The following is a 20,518-nucleotide window of genomic DNA, read 5'->3' as shown; positions in this document are numbered from 1 at the left end:
GGACAACCATGACTATAATCCTGGAAGCCAAAAACGTGAACAAATCGTACAGTACTGGTGAGCGTGAGAAGCATCCTATTTTGAAGGATATTAATTTTCAATTGAAGAAGGGCGAATTTGTCTCGATTATGGGCCCGTCGGGATCAGGAAAATCAACCTTGTTATACAATGTCAGCGGCATGGATCAGGTAAGTAGCGGGAGTGTTTATTTTGCTGGCAAGATAATTTCGGATTTCTCGGAGAAAGAATTGGCACAGCTTCGCTTGAACAAGATGGGATTTATATTTCAGAACATACATCTGTTGAAAAATCTGAATCTACTCGACAATATCATTCTGTCTGCTTATCTGGCCAAAAAAAGCAGTAGAGATTCCATTAATACACGAGCACTCAATTTGATGAAAAAAATGGGGATTAATGAACTGGCCAACCACAATATCACTCAGGCATCGGGTGGGCAATTGCAACGGATCGCCATCTGCAGGGCACTGATCAATCAGCCTGATATTCTGTTTGGCGACGAACCCACGGGAGCACTGAATTCACGTTCAACCAATGAAATCATGGATATTCTTGGAGACATTAATGCTTCTGGAACAACGATATTAATCGTTACCCATGATGTCAAAGTCGCAGCTCGATCTGAACGGGTTTTATTCATGATGGACGGCAAACTGGTGGCAGATCGTAACATGGGCAAGTTTAACAAACAGCATGACCTTAAAACGAGAGAGAGCAGCTTAGGTAAATGGCTAACGGATCAAGGGTTCTAACACGGTTAATTGGAGAGGGGTTTATCCAATGAAACAGATGGAGAACAAGTCATTTGGCAAATTTCTGATGGTATGGTTCGGACAGCTCATATCTACAATGGGGATCGGAATGACGGCATTCTCCCTTGGAGTGTACGCATTTGAGAAAACCCATATGGCGACAGCTGTGGCGCTGATTACACTGTTTACCTTTTTGCCTAATATCTTGTTGCGTCCTATAGGTGGAGTCCTTGCAGATCGTTTTGACCGGCGCATGCTGATGGTCATAGGTGATCTTGGTTCTGCCGGTGGTCTCGTTTTTATCTGGATCATGATCCTGATCGGAAATATTGAACTATGGTATCTCTATGTTGGGGTCACTTTCAGTTCCGTGTTCTCGGCTATTCAAAGTCCAGCCTATAAGGCTTCAGCCACCGATTTACTCGATAAAGATCAATATTCAAAGGGCAGCGGGCTGATGCAGCTCGCCGAATCATCCAAGTTTCTATTTTCGCCCATTCTAGCGGGAATTCTGCTCAGTATAACAACCATTGAAGTCATTCTGGTCATTAATATGTTGACGTATATGGTTGCCATTCTAGCGGTGCTTGTTATCCGGAAAAGCATTAAAGCAGCGCGAAGCGATGATGAGAGGAAGCCTTGGCTTGTTGAGCTAAACGATGGCTGGATTGAAGTCACGACGAATAAAGGCGTGCTTCTGCTCGTCATTATTATTTCAATCATCACGTTTTATCTTGGATTTCTTGAGACACTCATTGGTCCTATGATCTTATCATTTTCGGATTCAAGGATGCTTGGCACGTTTCTATCTGTGAGCGCGATCGGTATGCTGATTAGCAGCCTGTGCATTGGCATGTTCACCATGAGTAAAAAATATTCAAAAATACTTGTTCTGGGTCTGGTTATGTCCGGAATATCATTCTCCCTCTTGGGATTTTCCACCAATATTTTTATCATTATCTTTGCAGGTTTCCTGTTTTTGGCCTCCCTGCCTTTTGTCAACATGAGTGCAGATGTATTGGTGCGCAATAACATATCCAACGAGAAGCAAGGTAGGGTGTGGGGAATCATCGGCATATTATCGCAATTGGGTTTTATTGTATCCTATAGTCTCGCAGGTTTTTTGGCAGACCGTGTCTTCAACCCGCTTTTGGTGGAAGGTGGAGCACTAGCTTCGACCGTAGGATCATATATCGGCGTTGGTCCTGGAAGAGGCATTGCGTTGTTGTTTATTATTGCAGGGGTGTTTGTTATCGTTATTGCAGTCATCACTTCTCAACTTAAATCCATTAAGGGGTTAGAGAAGGGGATTGATATTGTGCCATCAGACCCAACGAATTTAGCGCATGATTGATTGAGTTGGTGTAGTTTAAAGGAGGATGCTTGCCCCGGAATTTTATGTTTCGGGGCTGGTTTGTTTGAAAGGCTTTAGGACTGGAATCATGATTTTGGTAGAGGTTTGTACAAATAAAAAGGATAGCAGGTATACTAATTATAATGAGCATCAGAAGCTTTTAGTCGTGTAGATATTAACCAGATGGAGGTTACGCCTTTTGTTCAAAATCGGAAACCAAGGTACGTTTGAAACGTTGCCTGATCACGCCATGGCGATTTACAAGGGAGACGTTATCGCTGTAGAAGAATTCATTAAACAGGGCATGGATCTCGAAAAAGAGATTACGCTCAGCAAATACATAGCATTTACGCCATTGGATATTGCCCTTATTACCAATCAACTTCCAGTGGTCAAGCTTTTGGTGGAGCACGGAGCAAACTTGAATGTAAAGGATAATCCAGCGATCCTTAAGGCGGTCAGATATGGCGGGGAAGAAATCATCCGATATCTGCATCAGAAGGGTGCCAAATTGAACGGTTTGAGCAAGGTGAAGTCGAATGCATATGATGAAGCCTATTACGGTAACAAAAAGAATATAGCCGTTGTGAAAGAACTAGGATTGGATATTCGAAAATACGGAGGAAAAACACTGCGAAGAGCAGTGTCAGACCACGATCTGCAAACCATTCAGTACTTGCTGGATGAGGGTGTAGATATTAACTATAATGAACCTGATATGGTGTATCCCTATAAGGCCACACCGCTTACGGTAGCGGCTCGCAACAATAATATGAAGATGGTTAAATTCCTAGTGGAACATGGGGCGGATGTAACCATTCAGGAGAAGGACGGGGAACGAGCATACACGATTGCGATTAGTCAGAAGAACGCAGAAATGGCAGAGTATTTGAAATCTCATGAACCGCAAGAATTTCACAATTTGAGCAATAAATTGCATGTGCTCAAATCGTACAAACTGCCTGATGCATTAATCCGTTTTCTAACGGAAGGTCCCCGCAGAATCGACTTGCCGGACAATCCGTCCGGCGTGGGATACATCGAATTCTTCCATCTGATCGATACCGTAGAAATGAAGCTGGGCAGACAGAAACTGCTGCGCATATCCTCTGACGTGGAGCAGTACTCCCATATTCTGATCGTCTGGAATCCCAGCAAAAAAATGATTGGTTACGCTGATATTGAACATCAGGAGCATGGAAATATATGCACGTTCCCTGAGTTTCTAGCTGACCCGGGTAAGCGGATCACAGAATTCTTCGATCAAATGTAACTAAGTTTGGATAATGCAATTATTAAATATTCAATCATTGATGTATATGTAAATTAACAAGAAAGAGCCAGATTCTAATGAACCTGGTTTTTTTCTTGTATTTCTTGTTCGATTGATTAGAATTTGCAATACAAATTAGAAATCCCTCAACTGATCAAACACCTCATATAACGCCTCACGGTTAACTTTAATAGTACGCTCATTGCCAAGTTCCTGTTCCAATTGATCAAGCAAGCTCGCAAGCACAACATAGATTTCCTCACGTTCAATCGTTTCAATAAAGCCAGTTTTGGAATCCATTTTGTTGAAGGTTTGCGTGTAGGTTTCAACCATAGAAGATAGCTGCTTCTGGATAAATTCGTTGCTTATCTGACTTTGAGCCAGCTGGCGAATTTCCTTGAGACATTGTTTGTACAGTTGCGCTGCCTTCTTGGCATGAGCAGACTTTATATGATCCCGTACGTCCCAGTCTCGAAAAGGGTTCGTTAGATTCTCTGCGAGCCATTCCGGTTTGCGTGGTTTGCCAATCTCCAGATCGATTCGGGTTTGAGCTGCCTTTTTATAGTTTGCCTTAATGGTTTTGGCGGCGTCTGAGGGAAGGCTGGTCAGCCTGAGTGTACTTAGTTCGGGAAGCTGCTCGGGGCCAGGGAAATCTTCTCCTTTAAATCCAAAAAGATCGTTCATGGATAAGGTCTGCAAAGAGGTCAATTGCTGAATTGACTGTATATTGCTTACGTTGCCGGGTTTTCCCCACAATCTTAATTCTGAAAGCTCAGGATAAGTATGTACAACAGGCTGCAAATCAAGCTCCGTAATATCTCGAACATACAAACCTCCAAGCCGAGATAACGCTGTAATCTGAGGTACGGTCGCTGCTACATTCAACGTCATTTGGTGGCCTTCTTCATAAGCATTCACATGCAAGTCAGGGGACACGTCTCCCATAAAGCTTAAAAACTCGATCCTGGAATGAAGAGTCAAGCTGTTCACACGGTTCATATCCAGCACAAGTTTGGTTAGATGTGTTTTGCTTAAATCCAGCGCGGTTTGTCCATGTTCATGAATATGAAGTTCATATATTAAGGGATTCTGCTCCAAAAAAGGAATAATGTCTTCCGTATATCCACACATTTCGATATGTGTAAGACAAGGAAACTGGACTAGTGCGACGACATCCTCGGCAGAAGTTGGTCTGAAGTTGCGCAGGATACTGGTATTTTTTCTCACCATTGCATCACCTAGTGGAATTTCACTATAGTCTTCGGCAGCTTGTTTGAAGTGTTCCCTTCGTGATTCATCGATGGCATCCCATTGATGTTGCCGATACAGACTCTCTCCGATCTGCCATCCTGCGCTATAACTTCGGGTTTCTTCCGTTATGAGTGGAGCCCGATTACCTGCAAGAACATAATGCGTTGGAACCTCAGCATTCACGAAGCTGTGATCCCAATTGGCTTTCCAAAAATAGTAATTGCAGCTCAACGGTTTCATATCCAGAAGTTCCGTTTCATCGGGCGGCTGATCTCCTGTCCAGTCCAATTGCAGGATTGCGGCAAGCTGGCGGGACCCCTTACTCCCGGTTTCTTTCAGATCAGTTACCTGGCAGGCAGCATAATGTTGTAAACTTTCGACGTATACACAGTAAATGTCTCCGATCGTTGGGACCATGTTGTGCTCCTTTCGTTCTGCATAAATCAATGCTAAGCTTCTTGTAAACTAAGGATTTTGCAAAATGATGATAAAAGAATTATATCAAAGGCGTTCAATCACATCCATTTTGGATAGAGCCGTATTTGAATTCATAGAAATCTGAATATCTAAGGGAGGTTATTCATGACTACTGGTATTAGCCGAAGTAAAACACTAGGTGAATTTTTGAAATCTCGGAGGAGCCGGATTCAGCCAGAGCAAGCAGGGATCACCGGATCGTATGGACAACGCAGAACGCCGGGATTAAGACGTGAGGAAGTTGCCGTGCTTGCGGGTGTCAGTGCAACTTATTATACGTGGCTTGAGCAGGGGAGAGAGGTTAACTCGTCTAGAGAGGTTATGGAAAGTATAGCGGGTGCACTCCAGTTAAGTGAGGAAGAGAAGGGACACCTATTTCGTTTATGGGACCCCAATGCAGAGCATGAATTCCCTGCCTCCTATTCACATCTCGAAGGGGGATGGCAGAGTATCATTAGTCAACTTGCATACCCTTCATTTATTACGAATGAAAGGTCTGAAGTACTTGCATGGAATGAGGCAGCGAATGAGAAGCTTTTTGACTTTTCCTCGATGAACGTGAACGACCGTGTCATGATGCGAATGTTATTTCTAGATGCAACGCTCCGGGAACGTATGCATAATTGGGATGAATTTGCACGGCATTCGGTAGCGGTGTTTCGTACGTACTATGACAAGTACCCGAGTGAACCTGAGTTTTACAAGATAGTTCAACAATTGACCGAAGAAAGCACGGATTTTCAAAACATTTGGAGCCTGCACCAGATTAAACAGAAAAAAGTCAACCGGATCTTTCTCGAGACAACAGATCGGACGGATGGTATTGCCCATGCCTATGATATCTTTTCCATGAGCAATCTTAACGAACAGTCAGGTATTCATTGTTGTGTGTACATCCCCGTTGTGGAGTGACAATAACGATCAGGGTGGTAATTCTAGTACTAGCATAAACAGACTGTGGTTGGGTCTCTGTTCGTGAAATAGAATGAATACAAGTTCAATATCTTTCTATTTATTAACGAAAAGAGGGAACCACATGATCAAGACAAGAACGTTGGGAAGCGATAAATTGCAGGTATCCGGGCTTGGGCTGGGCGTAATGATGATGCCAGACAACCAAGAATCCGTTCATACAATCCAGGGTGCGCTGGATGCGGGAGTAACGATGTTCGATACAGCTGATCTGTACGGTGAATATGAAAAGCAGCAATTTGGAGGCAACGAACAATTGCTTGGGCGCGCGCTCAAAGGGCGAAGAGCCGATGCTATTGTAGCGACCAAGTTCGGTATAACACATACTCAGGGCCCCAAGGGAGATCCGGCGTATATCAAAAAATCAGTAGATGCCAGTCTGTACAACCTGGGGATGGATTATATAGATCTCTATTATCAACATCGTCCTGACCCCAATACTCCCATTGAGGAAACGGTGGGAACACTTGCCGATCTGGTACAGCAGGGAAAGATCCGTTATATAGGTCTGTCTGAAGCGTCTGCAGAGACTATTCGTCGTGCGAATGCCGTTCACCCCATCACAGCACTCCAAACGGAGTATTCATTGTGGAGTCGTGAGCTCGAAGATGAGATATTGCCATTGCTCGGCGAGTTGAACATTGGGCTCGTACCCTACAGTCCATTAGGGCGCGGCTTCTTAACTGGTCAGATCCGATCGATAGACGATCTGCCAGAGGACGATTATCGTCGTCATTATCCACGTTTCCAGGGTGAGAATTTCGAGAAAAATCTGGAGGTGGTGCGCCTGATCCAAGAACTGGCTATGCAAAAAGAATGCACTGCTTCTCAGCTTGCACTCGCCTGGTTACTCGAAAAGGGAGAACATATCGTTCCGATTCCTGGTACTCGCAGTTTGGAGAGAGTTCATGAGAATCTTGGTGCCTTGCACGTTTCTTTCACCAATGATGAATGGGCTGAGATTGAACGGATATCTCCCAAAGGATTTGCCGCAGGGGGAAGATACCCAGGTCTTGCTTAATTTAAGCCAAGCCTATAGATAAAATAAAACACTTAACGCCCCAGACCTGTTTTAACAGGAAAAGGGTGTTTTTGTGTTCTACTTACGAGTGGATGATCTTCACCTAATCGACAAATGAAGTTACACGGTCGGATAAAAATTGCATTGGAACCGTATCCTCGGTATTATCTCCGCTAATTAGCGCATACAGTACAACAATGAGATGTACGCCTACAAGGAGGAAACAGCGGTATGACTAATCCGATTCTACAAGCCCCGAATGTTCAGTTGGCGGCCGATTCGACAGCGGTGTTGAATTATCAGCGTGATTCGCGCAATTATATTACCCAGTTATTTGGACTGCAGCTGCCTACGATCAAAAATGGATTCTTCAATGTACACATGAGCAAAGGTATTATTGTGCAGCCACATTGGCATACAAATGTCACCGAGATGGTCGTTCTGATCAACGGGGAAATTACCACTTCTGTTTACGATCCGTTCAAGCGGGAGCGGATAAGTTATCACTTGAAGCCAGGCCAGGTTTCGATATTCCCTCAAGGATGGTTTCACTGGTTTGTGGCGGAGACCGATGATGTACACTTGTTGACGATTTTTGATCAACCTACACCGGACATTGTGCTGGGGGCTGACTTCCTGGCTGCAACACCGCCTGAAGTAGCCCATCGTGCATACTGTATTGATGAGGAGGCGTACAGGACGGCGGTGGCATCCATCAAAAATGACGCGATTTTGGGACCGCCGATTGGATGTGTGGATTCTGTTTCCGATCAGGCGATCAAAGCTTCTAAATCATCCAAAAACTCAAAGGGATAACGTTATCTCGTTCTCCTATCAAATGACCGATTTTAGGCCCGTGACCGGAAAATTTTCCAGTTACGGGCTTAAATTTTGTTCCAATTAACACATTCCGGATTCTCTGTTAAGATAGGCATAACATTGGCTTGTTACAGTAGTAGCACTCAAAGAATGTGGAGGGACGATCCATGACCATGACTGAGCAGGAAATGCTGGAAACCGCGATGAGCTATGCACCTGTATTGATGTTTGATCGAAATGAACCCTTTTACCCGGATTTTGTAGGCGTTTCCATTCTGGATCAATCAGGACCTTCACCGTCATTTCAACGGGAGATTCATTTTCCGGTTGAGGCGGTCCAATATGTGATTGAATTTTCGATTTGGTGGGATTATGAAATTGGGCATTTGTACGAAATGGAGCATGTGTGGATATATGTGGGCCATGACGGTGAAGTCGTGGACTGTGAAGCCAGCTTCCATGGGAGAGTACTTCGGGGATTGCTGAAAAATCGAGTTAATGTGGTTGGACGCCACGTGTGTCTTTACTCGCAACCTGGCAAACATGCCTTTTCTCCGATCCCTGTGGTGTTTGAACTGTTGCCGGATTTGTATAGTGCAGCAGGCGCCAATGCGGGTTGTGATGGTCTGCTCGTAAACGAGATGTTCAAAGGTTATTTCCAGACCAATGAAGAAATTGACGCCAGCGTGCGAAGTTTTCTGCAGACCAAGGCGTTTGTACCCTCTATGGAGTTTAAGGAGTTTGTACTTGAGCCCAGTCTGTTCATGCCCTGGCAGCAACTGTTTGCTATGATTCCTGAGAGAATTGAGAGCAGATTGAGAGAACTTGAATTAAGATGAGAATTGGTAGGTTGTTTACTTAGAAAAATGGATATAACAAAAAGTGCTTCATCATCCTTTGGGGATGACGAGGCACTTTTTTTGTAGACCAGTAGACCGACGAATCTTAATCCGCCTTGAAAATCAGATCCATAAACCGGTTGGCTGCCAGTGAAATTGGCATATTACGCTTTGTCATGATGCCTACATGTGAAGGGGGCAGGGCAACATCAAGCTGAATTTCGAAGAGAGATCCTTCTTCCAGTTCTTTGGAAATAAATTCACGGGTGACATACGATATGCCCAATCCCCTCCGTGCAAATTCGATTAACAAATCCACACTGCCGACCTCAATCTCAGGTTTGAGTGTGTAGCCATAACTGTTGAACAGCTCCGTAATTGCCATCCGAACCCGGCTGTTTCTGGAGAAAAGAATGAGTTGATGCTCCAGCAGCATTTCCAATGTCATAACTTTATCCTTCAGTTGAGCATAACGTTCGCCCGCGACAAAGCAGTCTTTGAGCTGGATACTTTCCCTGACCTCAAGCTGCGGATCAACGATGGGCATCCGCACAACACCCAAATCAATTTTGCCTTCTTTCAAAAACGTGATGACTTCAGGCGTTGTCCCATGACTTAGATGCAGCTTGATGTTAGGGTAGAGCACATGGAATTCTTCCAGATAGGAAAGCATGTAATGCTTGAACAGCGAATCACTGCCACCAATCCTTAGCTCTCCGTTGTCTAAACTCTTCAATGCAGCCATTTTCTCCTCGGCCAGCGAGATCAGAATCTGAGATTGCTCAATATAGGAATACAAACTCACACCTTCCTGTGTTAACGCAACTCCCTTGGAATTCCGGTAAAACAACGTGAGACCAAAGCTTTCTTCCAACTGTTTGATGGCGTGGCTGACACTTGGTTGAGTAATATATAGCGCTTTGGCGGCTTGGGTCAAACTTCCTGTTTTGGCAGCCCAATAAAATACCTTATATAATTCATAATTTGTTGTCATAGATATCGTCTATAGCTCCTGTGAAATATATTAATTACTTGTATGGCTATGAAACGTATTATAGTGTAACTACAGCAAAGAAACCAGAGTTACTTGGAAGGAGAATAGTGAGATGGAACCAACGAGCATTATTTTATTTGGTGCGACTGGCGATTTAGCCAAAAGAAAAATATATCCAGCCTTATATAATTTATACATTGAGCAGAAACTTCCGGAATCCTTCTCGCTGATTGGCTTAGGACGCAGAGAATGGTCTGATGAATTCTTTCAGGCACAAGTGGAAAAATCATTAAATGAATTTTCCAGACGCCCTGCTGATCCTGAAGTTGTGAAATCATTTGTGCAGGCTTTCCGTTATAGTGTATTGAATATAAGCCATAAGGAAGATTATATAGAGCTGTTAAATTTAGTGGAACAAAGAGAGGCTGAACTTGGCATTCCATCCAATCGTCTGTTCTACCTTTCGGTTGGTCCAGAATTCTTCGAACCCATTGCAGAGAACATTCAGGGTAGTGGACTTGGATCAACTGAGGGCTGGAAACGCCTTGTGATCGAAAAGCCATTTGGACATGATCTACAATCGGCTCGTGATCTCAATCGCAAATTAAGCGAGGCGTTCACAGAAGAAGAAATTTATCGGATTGACCACTATTTGGGAAAACCGATGGTGCAGCGTCTTGAAACCTTGCATCAAAGCAATCCGATCATGAAGGCATTGTGGAACAACCGTTATATCTCCAATGTGCAGATCACCGCTAATGAGACTGTTGGCGTGGAAGAACGGGCATCCTATTATGATCATGTAGGCGCCGTGCGTGACATGTTCCAGAATCATATGCTGCAATTGCTTATGATGATGGCGATCCAGCTTCCATATAACAGCACCACGGAAAAAGTCGGTTTGAAGAAAAAACACATTATGGAATCGATTCAGCCACTGCAAAAGCAAAACGTGGGTGCAAGTGTCATTCGCGGACAGTATGCTGCAGGAAACATTCAAGGTAAATCCGTTAGCGGTTATGCAGCTGAACCCGGTGTTGCCGAGAATACGATGAATGATACGTTTATCGCTGCAAAATTGCAGATTGATGACTTCTTCTGGCGCGGAGTACCTTTCTATATCCGTACCGGTAAACGAATGAAGGAGAAATCAACTCGCATTGTCATCGAATTCAAAGAACCATCTGGACAGGCTAACGTGGTTAACGGTTCCAAACCGAACCTGCTTGTGATTGAGATGAGTCCTGACCAGAGCATGACGCTGCAGCTGAATGCCAGCGACCCGCAAAACAAAGGGGAGTTCAAACCTGTTCATATCGATCTGTCACCAGATCGTGAGGATCTGGCCGAGGCTTATGAGAACTTGATTCATGACGCATTGCATGGTGATCCAACGTTCTTTGCCCATTGGGATGAAGTAGAACTGTCTTGGGCTTGGGTACAACCTATTCTGGATGCATTCCAGGAGAATTTGCTCCCACTTCATCTGTACCCTGCGGGAAGTTATGGACCAGCAGAGTCGGATGAGATGCTCGCTGCGGAAGGGCACCACTGGTGGTTTGACCAACCTGCCGATCAGCAGGCTGAAGATGATATTGAAGTTCCTTTGGCTGTTAATGCAAATCTGTAACATAAAAAAACAATAAAACATATCCCTTGGAGGTAATTGAATATGAAATTTTTCATCGATACAGCAAACTTGGTAGACATCAAAAAAGCATACAAAATCGGCGTCCTGTCTGGTGTAACAACGAATCCTTCTCTGGTAGCCAAAGAAGGCGTGAAATTCGAAGACCGTATTGAAGAGATTTTGCGTGAAGTACCTGAAGTTGAATCCGTATCTGCGGAAGTAACACCAGATGCGATCACAGCTGAAGAGATGATTGCTCAAGCAGACGAACTGATCAAAATCAATAACAACGACAAAAACATCACAATCAAGCTGCCAATGACACTTGCAGGACTGGAAGCTTGCCGATACCTGACTAAAAAAGGTGTGAAAACCAACGTAACGTTGATCTTCACAGTGAACCAGGCGCTGCTAGCTGCTCGTGCTGGTGCAACATATGTATCCCCGTTCCTGGGACGTCTTGATGACATCTCCGAAGATGGTGTGCAATTGGTTGCCAAAGTTGCTGAGCTGTTCCGTACACATAACCTGGATGCACAGATTATTGCGGCTTCTGTAAGACATCCGGACCACGTTACACGTGTAGCAATGGCAGGAGCACATATTGCTACTGTTCCATTCTCCGTCATTGAACAAATCTCCAAACACCCGCTGACAGATCAAGGCATGGAGAAATTCGCAGCAGACTGGAAAAAAACAGTTCAGTAATAACGGATTGTTGATCTCGAATTTTAACCTACTATATATAAAGAGTATTGGGAGGACATAATGAGTAAACAACAGATCGGTGTCATCGGACTTGCAGTAATGGGTAAAAACCTTGCCCTTAATATTGAAAGCAAAGGATTCTCGGTATCGGTATTTAACCGTTCCCCGGAGAAAACGAACGATCTTCTCAAAGAAGCCGAAGGTAAAAACCTGACAGGCGCATTTACGATTGAAGAGTTCGTAGCTTCCCTGGAATCTCCGCGCAAAATCCTGATCATGGTTCAAGCGGGTAAAGCAACGGACGCAACCATTGAACAACTGTTGCCACACTTGGACGAAGGCGACATCATCATTGATGGAGGTAACGCATACTTCCCTGACACCCAACGCCGCAGCAAAGATCTGGAAGCCAAAGGCTTCCGGTTCATCGGTGCAGGTGTATCCGGTGGGGAAGAAGGCGCTCTGAAAGGCCCGGCAATCATGCCAGGCGGACAAGAAAGTGCGTATGCGCTCGTTGAACCCATTCTGACAGCCATTTCCGCTAAAGTAGGCAACGATGCTTGCAGCACATATATCGGACCAGATGGTGCCGGACACTATGTGAAAATGGTGCACAATGGTATCGAATACGGTGATATGCAGTTGATCGGAGAAGCGTATCATTTGCTCAAATCCGTGCTGAATGTTTCCGTTGAAGAATTGCATGCAATCTTCTCTGAATGGAACCAAGGCGAGCTGGATAGCTACCTGATTGAAATCACGGCAGACATCTTCTCCAAATACGATCCGGAAACCGGCAAACCAATGGTTGATGTCATTCTGGATGCAGCTGGACAAAAAGGAACAGGCAAATGGACGAGCCAAAGCGCGCTGGATCTCGGCGTACCATTGTCCATGATTACGGAATCCGTATTCTCCCGTTTCCTGTCTGCAATGAAAGACGAACGCGTAGCAGCAAGCAAAATTTTGAACGGACCAGCAACTGAAGCATTCTCTGGCGACAAAAAAGCGTTCATCGAAAATGTGCGCAAAGCGCTGTTTGCAAGTAAAATCGTATCTTACGCACAAGGTTTTGCTCAAATGCGTGCAGCTTCAGACGAATATGGCTGGGATCTGAAATACGGCAACATCGCCATGATCTTCCGCGGTGGCTGTATCATCCGTTCACAGTTCCTGCAAAACATCAAAGAAGCATATGACAAGGATGCAGAATTGAAAAACCTGCTTCTGGACCCATACTTCCAAAACATTGTTGAATCCTACCAAGGTGCATGGCGTGAAGTCGTGGCAGCTGCGGTAACTCAAGGAATTCCAGTTCCTGGATTCTCCAGCGCGTTGTCTTACTATGACAGCTACCGCACTGAACGTTTGCCTGCGAACCTGTTGCAAGCACAACGTGACTACTTTGGCGCTCACACATTCAAACGTGTGGACAAAGAAGGTTCATTCCACTTCCAATGGATGGACACCAACGAGTAATATGTAATTCGAGATCATTCAGCATTCCTGTGCTCGTTCATGATGTAAGTTAGTCATGAGCGGACGCAGGAATGCTTTTTTATTCAGATGACAGGCTATGGGTCGATGTATCGCCTAATATATGATTGAAATTTAAGTATTCCAAATTGTAATAAATTGTACGCATCTGAGGAATGGAAACAGATGTCCTCACCCCTTTAACTACGTTATACTTGTGCAGATGGACTGGAATTTGGTTAAGAGAAAATTCAGCAATCAACTTATTGACGTGGAGGTTAACGGAGGCATGTTCGTACTTGCAGGCATCTTGTTTTTGGTAGTGTACGGTTTATTAGTGTTTTACATAGGACGGAGCGGATGGAGCTGGATGAAGCCGGTTGTATCTGCGAGATTTCGTTGGTTTTACATCGTTGCGCTCGTATTCCTTTCAATTTCTTTCATACTGGCAAGGTTGTTTGGAAGTATTTCCTTCCTGAGTGTTATTGGTTCATACTGGCTTGCAATCTTTTCTCTGCTGTTATTAATTCTGCCCGTGGTTCATCTAACGCTATGGTTGCTTAGACTAACCCGTATTCCAAGACATTACGCTCATAAATGGGCAGGGGTGGTCACTCTCGTGCTCTTGCTGTCCACGTTGGGCTACGGTATCTATAACGCCTATAGTCCAGTCGTAAGACAATACAGCATTCAGATTGACAAAAAAGTGGAAGGTGTCAACAGCCTCAACATTGTGATGGCTGCGGATATGCACTTTGGCCTGCTGTCCGGCCCTGCTCACGCTAAACGCATGGTGGAAGAAATTAACGCACTGAAGCCGGATTTGGTGCTGTATCCTGGTGATATTATCGATGATAACCTGGATATGTATCTCAAGAGTGGGATTGCGGATATTATTAGCGACATTCAGGCTCCTTACGGGGTGTACGCCTCACTGGGCAATCACGACAAGTATAATGGTCCGATCGAGGATTTGATTGCTGCTCTGGAGAAGAGTAATATGCAAGTTCTGTATGATGATAAAATTACATTGGATGACAAGATCACCCTAATTGGACGCAAAGACCGGACAGAGAAGGATCGTTCAGAAGTAGAGACATTGATGCAGGATACCGACTTGAGTAAGCCTGTGCTCATGATGGATCACCAGCCTTATGATTTGGATATTGCGGAGCAAAACCATGTAGATTTGGTTGTGTCTGGTCATACCCATCGTGGTCAGATCGCACCCGCTCAGTTTATTACTAAGGCCATCTACGAGAATGATTGGGGTTATCTGCAAAAAGGGTCCATGCACTCTATCGTGACCTCTGGATTTGGCTTCTGGGGACCTCCGATTCGTACAAGCAGTCGTTCGGAGATTGTACAGATTAATGTGACGTTTCAATAATAATTATCGATATAAGTAACAGTGAGCCCTTCGGAAGAAGGGCTCCTATTTGTGCTCAAGGCAGATGAGTTTACCACAAAAGGAAAATATTTTCATTTTAAGTAGAAGACTTCTCCAGTTTGTTTCTGTATCAACATGTACATATTAAGACTGCATACCCTCCAACGTGGAACTGTAGGGAAATATTTCTTGAAAGCAAGACGAAGTAAAATAGCAGTGGTAGCATTTTGGGTTGACACCGTTTTCAGGTTGTGATAGATTATACCCGAGGCTTGTTACCGGTAATGCGGGCAAAACCACTATGGAAATGATTTTATTATTTCTATTTTGGTTTTGCCCTTTTTTAATCCTCAAAAAAAACAGGTGGGTCCATAATGATTATTAAACAGATATTTAATAACAATATTGTCAGTACCGTGGATGACAAAAACCAGGAACTGCTGATCCTCGGCCGGGGTATCGGGTTTAAGTTCAAGGCAGGCGATGAGATTGATGAAGAACGGATTGAGAAAGTATTCCGGCTTCAGGATGCATCGATCTATGAGAAGTTCAAGTCCATCGTCACGGAAGTGCCGATTGAAATTCTGCAGGCGACAGATGATATTGTGACACTGGCACGTACGCAATTGAACAAAACCATCAGTGACGGGATTTATGTCTCACTGTCGGATCACATTCATTTTGCTGTCCAGCGCCTGGAAAAGGGAATGATTACACGCAATCCGCTCTCCTGGGAAGTGCAGCATTTCTACAAGGCCGAGTTCGACGTGGCCCGGGAAGCGCTCACCCTGCTGAAGGAAAGACTGGATGTGGAGTTTCCGAAGGATGAAATATGCAACATAGCGCTGCATTTCATCAATGCGGAAGTCAATGATTCCATGAACGATGTGACTCATTTGATGCAGCTGCTTCAAGAGATCATGAACATTATCAAATATCACTTCAATGTCGAATTGGATGAAGATAGCGTCAACTATTTCCGTTTCATTACTCATTTGAAGTATTTCTGCCAACGGGTAATTACCCACTCGTCACATGACGATGCGGAGGAGTATTTATACGAGGTTGTACGGAAAAACTATCCCGAAACCTTCAAATGTATCGGCAAAATTGAGACTTTTATCCATAAGAACTATCAGTATGATATGACGCATTCGGAACAGTTGTATCTGACCCTTCATCTGGAGCGGTTAATGAAACCGAAGCGTGACCAATGAAATATCAGCACATGAACCAAAACCTAACTAAATATCTAATGGGCTTGTTACTGTTCAATCAGGCAATACCCGAATGAATGACACGTAGAAGACGTGGCTATTTGTTCGGGTATTTTTTATTGGAAAAATGAGGAGGACATGATCATGAAACATCAGGAAACGGCACAGGAAATCATCAAAGCCGTTGGGGGAACAAACAATATCAACTCAGTGTATCATTGCGTCACACGACTGAGATTTGATCTGAAAAATAACGATAAAGTGGATAATAATTCACTTAAGAAACTGGATAAAGTCATGGGAACAAATATCTCAGGAGATCAATTCCAGGTGATTATCGGGAATGACGTGTCCAAAGTATTTGATGCTATGGTGAAGGAACATCCGGCAATACAGCAAAGTACAGAAAATAAACAGCCTAAACCGGAAAAAAGTAAAAATGTAATTCTTAATATTTTTGAGACGATTGCGGGTGTCTTTGCACCAATGCTTCCAGCGATTACAGCTGCGGGTATGCTCAAGGGATTGCTTGCATTATTCGTATCCCTGGAGTGGATGTCAGCAGGCACTGACACGTACCGTATCCTTTCCGCCATTGGGGATGGCGTATTTTACTTCCTTCCGCTGCTAATCGCAGTTAGTGCCGCTCGTAAATTCGGCAGTAATCCGTTTGTAGCCATTGCGCTAAGTACTGCGCTGATGTATCCCGATATGGGCGCATTGCTATCCAGCGGTGAATCGGTTGCGTTTATTGGCATTCCGGTAACGGCTGTCAGCTATGCCTCATCGGTTATTCCAATTTTGCTTGCTGTATGGTTAATGTCCTATGTTGAGAAATGGGTTGACCGCGTAATTCCGGCAGCATTGAAGTTGCTGCTTGTGCCACTGATTACCTTGCTTGTTATGGTTCCGGTAACGCTGATTGCGATCGGTCCATTGGGTACATTTGTAGGTAGTGGGTTGTCCGGTGGTATTAACTGGCTGCTGAATGAAGGCGGATTAATTGCAGGGATTGTTCTGGGCGGCGCGATGGCGCTCATTATTATGACAGGTATGCACTATGCGCTCGTACCGATCATCCTGAGCAATATTGCTACATTAGGCTTCGATAAATTCTTGCCACTGACGTTCATCTCCAATATGGGACAGGCCGGAGCGACGTTGGGCGTATTCTTCCGTGCAAAAGACAAAAAGCTCAAAACCGTTGCATTGTCCACCAGCTTCACAGCTCTGATGGGTGTAACCGAGCCAGCCATGTACGGCGTAAACATGAAATATAAAAAACCGTTTGCCGCTGCGATGATTGGTAGTGCAGTGGGTGGCGGATTCGCTCTTGCTTTTGGAGCCAAAGCTTATGTGCTTGCAGGTAACGGTGGTCTTCCGGGTCTGCCATCCCTGATCGGACAAACCTTCTGGTATTCCTTTGGCGGTATGATTCTTGCCTTTGTCGTGGGTGCAATTATGTCTACTGTGTTCGGGATCAAGGAAGAAGAGGGCGATGCCGAGGCATTGGCTCAATTCTCACCAGGCGCTTCTACGACACCAGCGGCAGCACCTTCCAATAATGCTGCAACTGTGAACGTGGACGATATGGGTGCTCCGACACCAACAAGTGATGCGGTAGCCATTGCACCGATGACGGGTAAAGCGATTGCACTCAAAGAAGTTAATGATCCAACGTTTGGCGATGAATTGATGGGTAAAGGTGTGGCATTTGTTCCAACGGTTGGCGAACTGGTGTCACCAGTTACAGGTACCATCATGAATGTGTTCAAAACGAAACATGCGATCGTGGTCCGCAGTGATAACGGAATGGAGCTTCTGATCCATGTGGGGATCAACACTGTGAAACTGCGCGGTCAGTATTTTGAGGCCCATGTCGCTACGGGAGCACGTGTACAGGCCGGAGATAAGTTACTCACGTTTGAACTTGATCAAATCTCCAAGGAATATGACATTACAACGGCGATGGTCGTTACGAATACAGCAGATTACAAGCAGGTTCTGCCTGTGAAATTGGGTGCAATTACAATCGGTGAAGAAGTATTGAAAGCTGAAATTTAAAGTCTAAAGACGAACTTAAGAAGAAATAGACGACATCAATAAGAAGAGGAGAGATACGCATGATCAATCGACAAGGGTTTCCAGAAGGTTTTCTGTGGGGCGGCGCAATTGCTGCCAACCAGGCTGAAGGTGGATTTGATGCAGGGGGCAAAGGTTGGTCCACAGCGGATATGGTTCCTTATTTTGAGAAAAAGGATTACACCAACCTTAGAGAACTGATGCACGTGACCAGTGCAACGGTTGAGAAAGCGATGGCTCACCACAGTGCGAAGGGATACCCGAAGCGTTACGGTATTGATTTCTATCACCGCTTCAAAGAGGACATTGCGTTATTCGCCGAGCTGGGCTTCAAGACATTCCGTCTTTCCATCAACTGGCCGCGTATTTTCCCGAACGGGTACGACGCAGAGCCGAATGAAGAAGGATTGCGTTTCTATGATGAAGTATTCGACGAATTGCGGAAGCACAATATCGAACCTCTCGTGACGCTCTCTCACTATGAAATGCCAATGTCATTGGTATTGAAGTACAACGGCTGGGCAGGTCGGGAAGTTATCGGACATTTTGTAAGATACGCCGAGACCGTAATGAATCGCTACAAAGACAAGGTGAAATACTGGCTGACGTTTAATGAGATCAACACAACCATTATTGAGCCATTCACGGGTGGAGGCATCATTGAAGATCGTGTCGATAATGTGATGCAAGCTTCCTATCAAGCACTTCATCATCAGTTTGTTGCCAGCAGTCTGGTAACGCAGAAGGCACGTCAGATTAACCCGGATTTCCAAATTGGCTGTATGCTTGCGCGCATGATTCACTACCCGGCAACGTCGAAGCCGGAGGATGTATTGCAAGCTCAGATCGATAATCAGCTGAACCTGCTGCATACTGATGTACAAGTGCGAGGAAGTTATCCAACCTTTATGGCTCGTTATTGGGCTGAACATGACATTTCCATTGCGATGGAAGCAGGAGACGAAGCGATCATGAAAGAGCATACGGTTGATTTCATCTCGTTCAGCTATTACACATCGCTGGTATCCGCAGTAAATCCGGAGGAATATGGGGTAACTGGAGGCAACCTGTACAGCACGATTAAGAACCCGAACCTGGAGCGTACAGAATGGGGCTGGCAGCTTGATCCGATCGGACTTCGTGTGGCGCTAAAAGAGCTGTATGATCGTTATCAATTGCCATTGTTTGTCGTGGAAAACGGACTTGGGGCCAAGGATACCGTAGAGGCCGATGGTTCCATTAATGATGATTATCGGATTGATTATCTGAGAAAACATATTACACAAATGAAAGAAGCAGTCATGGATGGGGTAGACCTTATGGGTTATACCAACTGGGGTGCGATTGATATCATCAGTGCGTCCACTTCGGAAATGTCCAAGCGTTATGGCGTAATCTACGTCGATCAGGACGACAACGGACAAGGCACATTGAATCGCTATAAGAAAAAGAGCTTTGGTTGGTATCAGAACGTCATCGCTACGAATGGCGAAGATTTGGGTTGATTTCGGGGGCAGTCCTTGCGCAGCAGTTATTGCGGCGCAGGGGCCGCTTTTTATTTTGAGCTCAAAAAGGATAGCGCTGTTACAACGATGATGATATACTGTGATCCTATTGGAGGGGATAAAGATGAAGAAACCTATTATTGCTGTAGATATGGATGACACCATATGTCATCTGGTCAAGCGAGCCATCTATCATAACAACATCAACTTCCCAACCCATCCGCTGCGATATGAGGATATGATACATTGGGACACATCCCATATGCGCCATCCGGAATGTACACATGATGTATTTTACGGTCGGCCAGGGCTGTTTGAGGAACTGGAGATTTACGATGAATATGTAGTAGAAGAGGTGGAAAAGCTCCATCAAGCCTATGATCTGCTAATCCTAACGGCGGCTGAGCCCAAAACGGTTGTGGAGAAGTGGAATTGGCTTCAGAAGCACATGCCATACATATCTCCAGAACAGTTTATAACCTGTAAACGGAAAAACTTGATTAACTTCGATCTGTTAATTGATGATGGAGCACATAATCTGATACCCGCGATGAATGACGGAAAAAAAGTCATCTGTATCCCTCATCCTTGGAATATAAACGAACGGGAGCAGCATCAGTTTCCGTTAATGACCTCTTGGAAAGGTGCAAAGGCTTATGTAGATCGTCTGCTTGAAACAGAACATGCAGATAGCAAGCTTGATTCGCTACAGAGATGATTCCTGGAAAAGGAACGGA

Annotated in this window: 17 protein-coding genes; 15 read left to right on the top strand and 2 right to left on the bottom strand. The window is 44.7% G+C overall.

Annotated features, from left to right (window positions below):
* The first annotated feature begins 8 nt into the window (after positions 1–8).
* From BLS14_RS09705 to BLS14_RS09695, 3 genes are all read left to right on the top strand, one after another.
* Positions 9–773 carry an ABC transporter ATP-binding protein gene (locus tag BLS14_RS09705; RefSeq protein WP_090951328.1) on the top strand — a complete coding sequence of 255 codons (765 nt, stop codon included), beginning with the start codon at positions 9–11 and terminating at the stop codon, positions 771–773.
* Positions 774–801: 28 nt separating this feature from the next.
* The gene (locus tag BLS14_RS09700) at positions 802–2,127 is read left to right on the top strand and encodes an MFS transporter (protein ID WP_256336323.1); all 1,326 of its coding nucleotides are present in this window, start codon (positions 802–804) and stop codon (positions 2,125–2,127) included.
* Positions 2,128–2,326: 199 nt separating this feature from the next.
* A complete protein-coding gene (locus BLS14_RS09695) occupies positions 2,327–3,400 on the top strand; it encodes an ankyrin repeat domain-containing protein (protein ID WP_090951325.1) in 1,074 nt (357 codons plus the stop codon).
* Positions 3,401–3,535: 135 nt separating this feature from the next.
* On the opposite strand, the gene BLS14_RS09690 is transcribed toward BLS14_RS09695, so the two are convergent.
* Positions 3,536–5,068: a hypothetical protein gene (locus tag BLS14_RS09690; protein ID WP_090951322.1), complete on the bottom strand. Its 1,533-nt coding sequence runs from the start codon at positions 5,066–5,068 to the stop codon at positions 3,536–3,538.
* A gap of 165 nt (positions 5,069–5,233) precedes the next feature.
* Between BLS14_RS09690 and BLS14_RS09685 the strand changes: the two genes are divergently transcribed.
* The 4 genes from BLS14_RS09685 to BLS14_RS09670 all read left to right on the top strand — a co-directional run bounded on the left by BLS14_RS09685 (position 5,234) and on the right by BLS14_RS09670 (position 8,779).
* The gene (locus BLS14_RS09685) at positions 5,234–6,040 is read left to right on the top strand and encodes a helix-turn-helix transcriptional regulator (protein WP_090951320.1); all 807 of its coding nucleotides are present in this window, start codon (positions 5,234–5,236) and stop codon (positions 6,038–6,040) included.
* A gap of 127 nt (positions 6,041–6,167) precedes the next feature.
* Positions 6,168–7,121 carry an aldo/keto reductase gene (locus tag BLS14_RS09680; RefSeq protein ID WP_090951761.1) on the top strand — a complete coding sequence of 318 codons (954 nt, stop codon included), beginning with the start codon at positions 6,168–6,170 and terminating at the stop codon, positions 7,119–7,121.
* 231 nt (positions 7,122–7,352) lie between these two features.
* Complete coding sequence (locus BLS14_RS09675; protein ID WP_090951317.1) at positions 7,353–7,937, top strand: cupin domain-containing protein; 585 nt, start codon at positions 7,353–7,355, stop codon at positions 7,935–7,937.
* Positions 7,938–8,107: 170 nt separating this feature from the next.
* The gene (locus BLS14_RS09670) at positions 8,108–8,779 is read left to right on the top strand and encodes a hypothetical protein (RefSeq protein WP_090951314.1); all 672 of its coding nucleotides are present in this window, start codon (positions 8,108–8,110) and stop codon (positions 8,777–8,779) included.
* Between the two features lie 106 nt (positions 8,780–8,885).
* Here the strand turns inward: BLS14_RS09670 and BLS14_RS09665 are convergent, their stop codons facing one another.
* A complete protein-coding gene (locus BLS14_RS09665) occupies positions 8,886–9,773 on the bottom strand; it encodes a LysR family transcriptional regulator (protein ID WP_063563125.1) in 888 nt (295 codons plus the stop codon).
* A gap of 112 nt (positions 9,774–9,885) precedes the next feature.
* Here BLS14_RS09665 and zwf point away from each other — a divergent pair, with 112 nt between their 5' ends.
* The 8 genes from zwf to BLS14_RS09625 all read left to right on the top strand — a co-directional run bounded on the left by zwf (position 9,886) and on the right by BLS14_RS09625 (position 20,499).
* Positions 9,886–11,403, top strand: coding sequence for a glucose-6-phosphate dehydrogenase (zwf, locus tag BLS14_RS09660; RefSeq protein WP_063563124.1), 1,518 nt, complete (start codon positions 9,886–9,888; stop codon positions 11,401–11,403).
* A 42-nt stretch (positions 11,404–11,445) separates the two neighbouring features.
* On the top strand, positions 11,446–12,111 hold the full coding sequence (gene fsa / locus BLS14_RS09655) for a fructose-6-phosphate aldolase (RefSeq protein WP_063563123.1): 666 nt from the start codon (positions 11,446–11,448) through the stop codon (positions 12,109–12,111).
* Between the two features lie 60 nt (positions 12,112–12,171).
* The gene (gene gndA / locus BLS14_RS09650) at positions 12,172–13,590 is read left to right on the top strand and encodes an NADP-dependent phosphogluconate dehydrogenase (RefSeq protein WP_090951311.1); all 1,419 of its coding nucleotides are present in this window, start codon (positions 12,172–12,174) and stop codon (positions 13,588–13,590) included.
* Positions 13,591–13,876: 286 nt separating this feature from the next.
* Positions 13,877–14,977, top strand: a complete 1,101-nt coding sequence (locus BLS14_RS09645) for a metallophosphoesterase (protein ID WP_090951308.1) — start codon at positions 13,877–13,879, stop codon at positions 14,975–14,977.
* A gap of 374 nt (positions 14,978–15,351) precedes the next feature.
* On the top strand, positions 15,352–16,194 hold the full coding sequence (gene licT, locus BLS14_RS09640) for a BglG family transcription antiterminator LicT (RefSeq protein ID WP_062328359.1): 843 nt from the start codon (positions 15,352–15,354) through the stop codon (positions 16,192–16,194).
* 144 nt (positions 16,195–16,338) lie between these two features.
* Positions 16,339–18,258, top strand: a complete 1,920-nt coding sequence (locus BLS14_RS09635; RefSeq protein WP_072733348.1) for a beta-glucoside-specific PTS transporter subunit IIABC — start codon at positions 16,339–16,341, stop codon at positions 18,256–18,258.
* Between the two features lie 59 nt (positions 18,259–18,317).
* Positions 18,318–19,781: a glycoside hydrolase family 1 protein gene (locus BLS14_RS09630; protein WP_063563120.1), complete on the top strand. Its 1,464-nt coding sequence runs from the start codon at positions 18,318–18,320 to the stop codon at positions 19,779–19,781.
* Positions 19,782–19,905: 124 nt separating this feature from the next.
* Positions 19,906–20,499, top strand: coding sequence for a 5' nucleotidase, NT5C type (locus BLS14_RS09625; protein WP_063563119.1), 594 nt, complete (start codon positions 19,906–19,908; stop codon positions 20,497–20,499).
* Positions 20,500–20,518 lie beyond the last annotated feature (19 nt).

It is taken from the genome of Paenibacillus sp. OK060 (genome assembly GCF_900101205.1).
GTDB classification, from domain to species: domain Bacteria; phylum Bacillota; class Bacilli; order Paenibacillales; family Paenibacillaceae; genus Paenibacillus; species Paenibacillus marchantiae.
The sequence above is the reverse complement of the archived record's forward strand: the minus strand, read 5'-3'. Positions and strand labels throughout refer to the sequence as shown.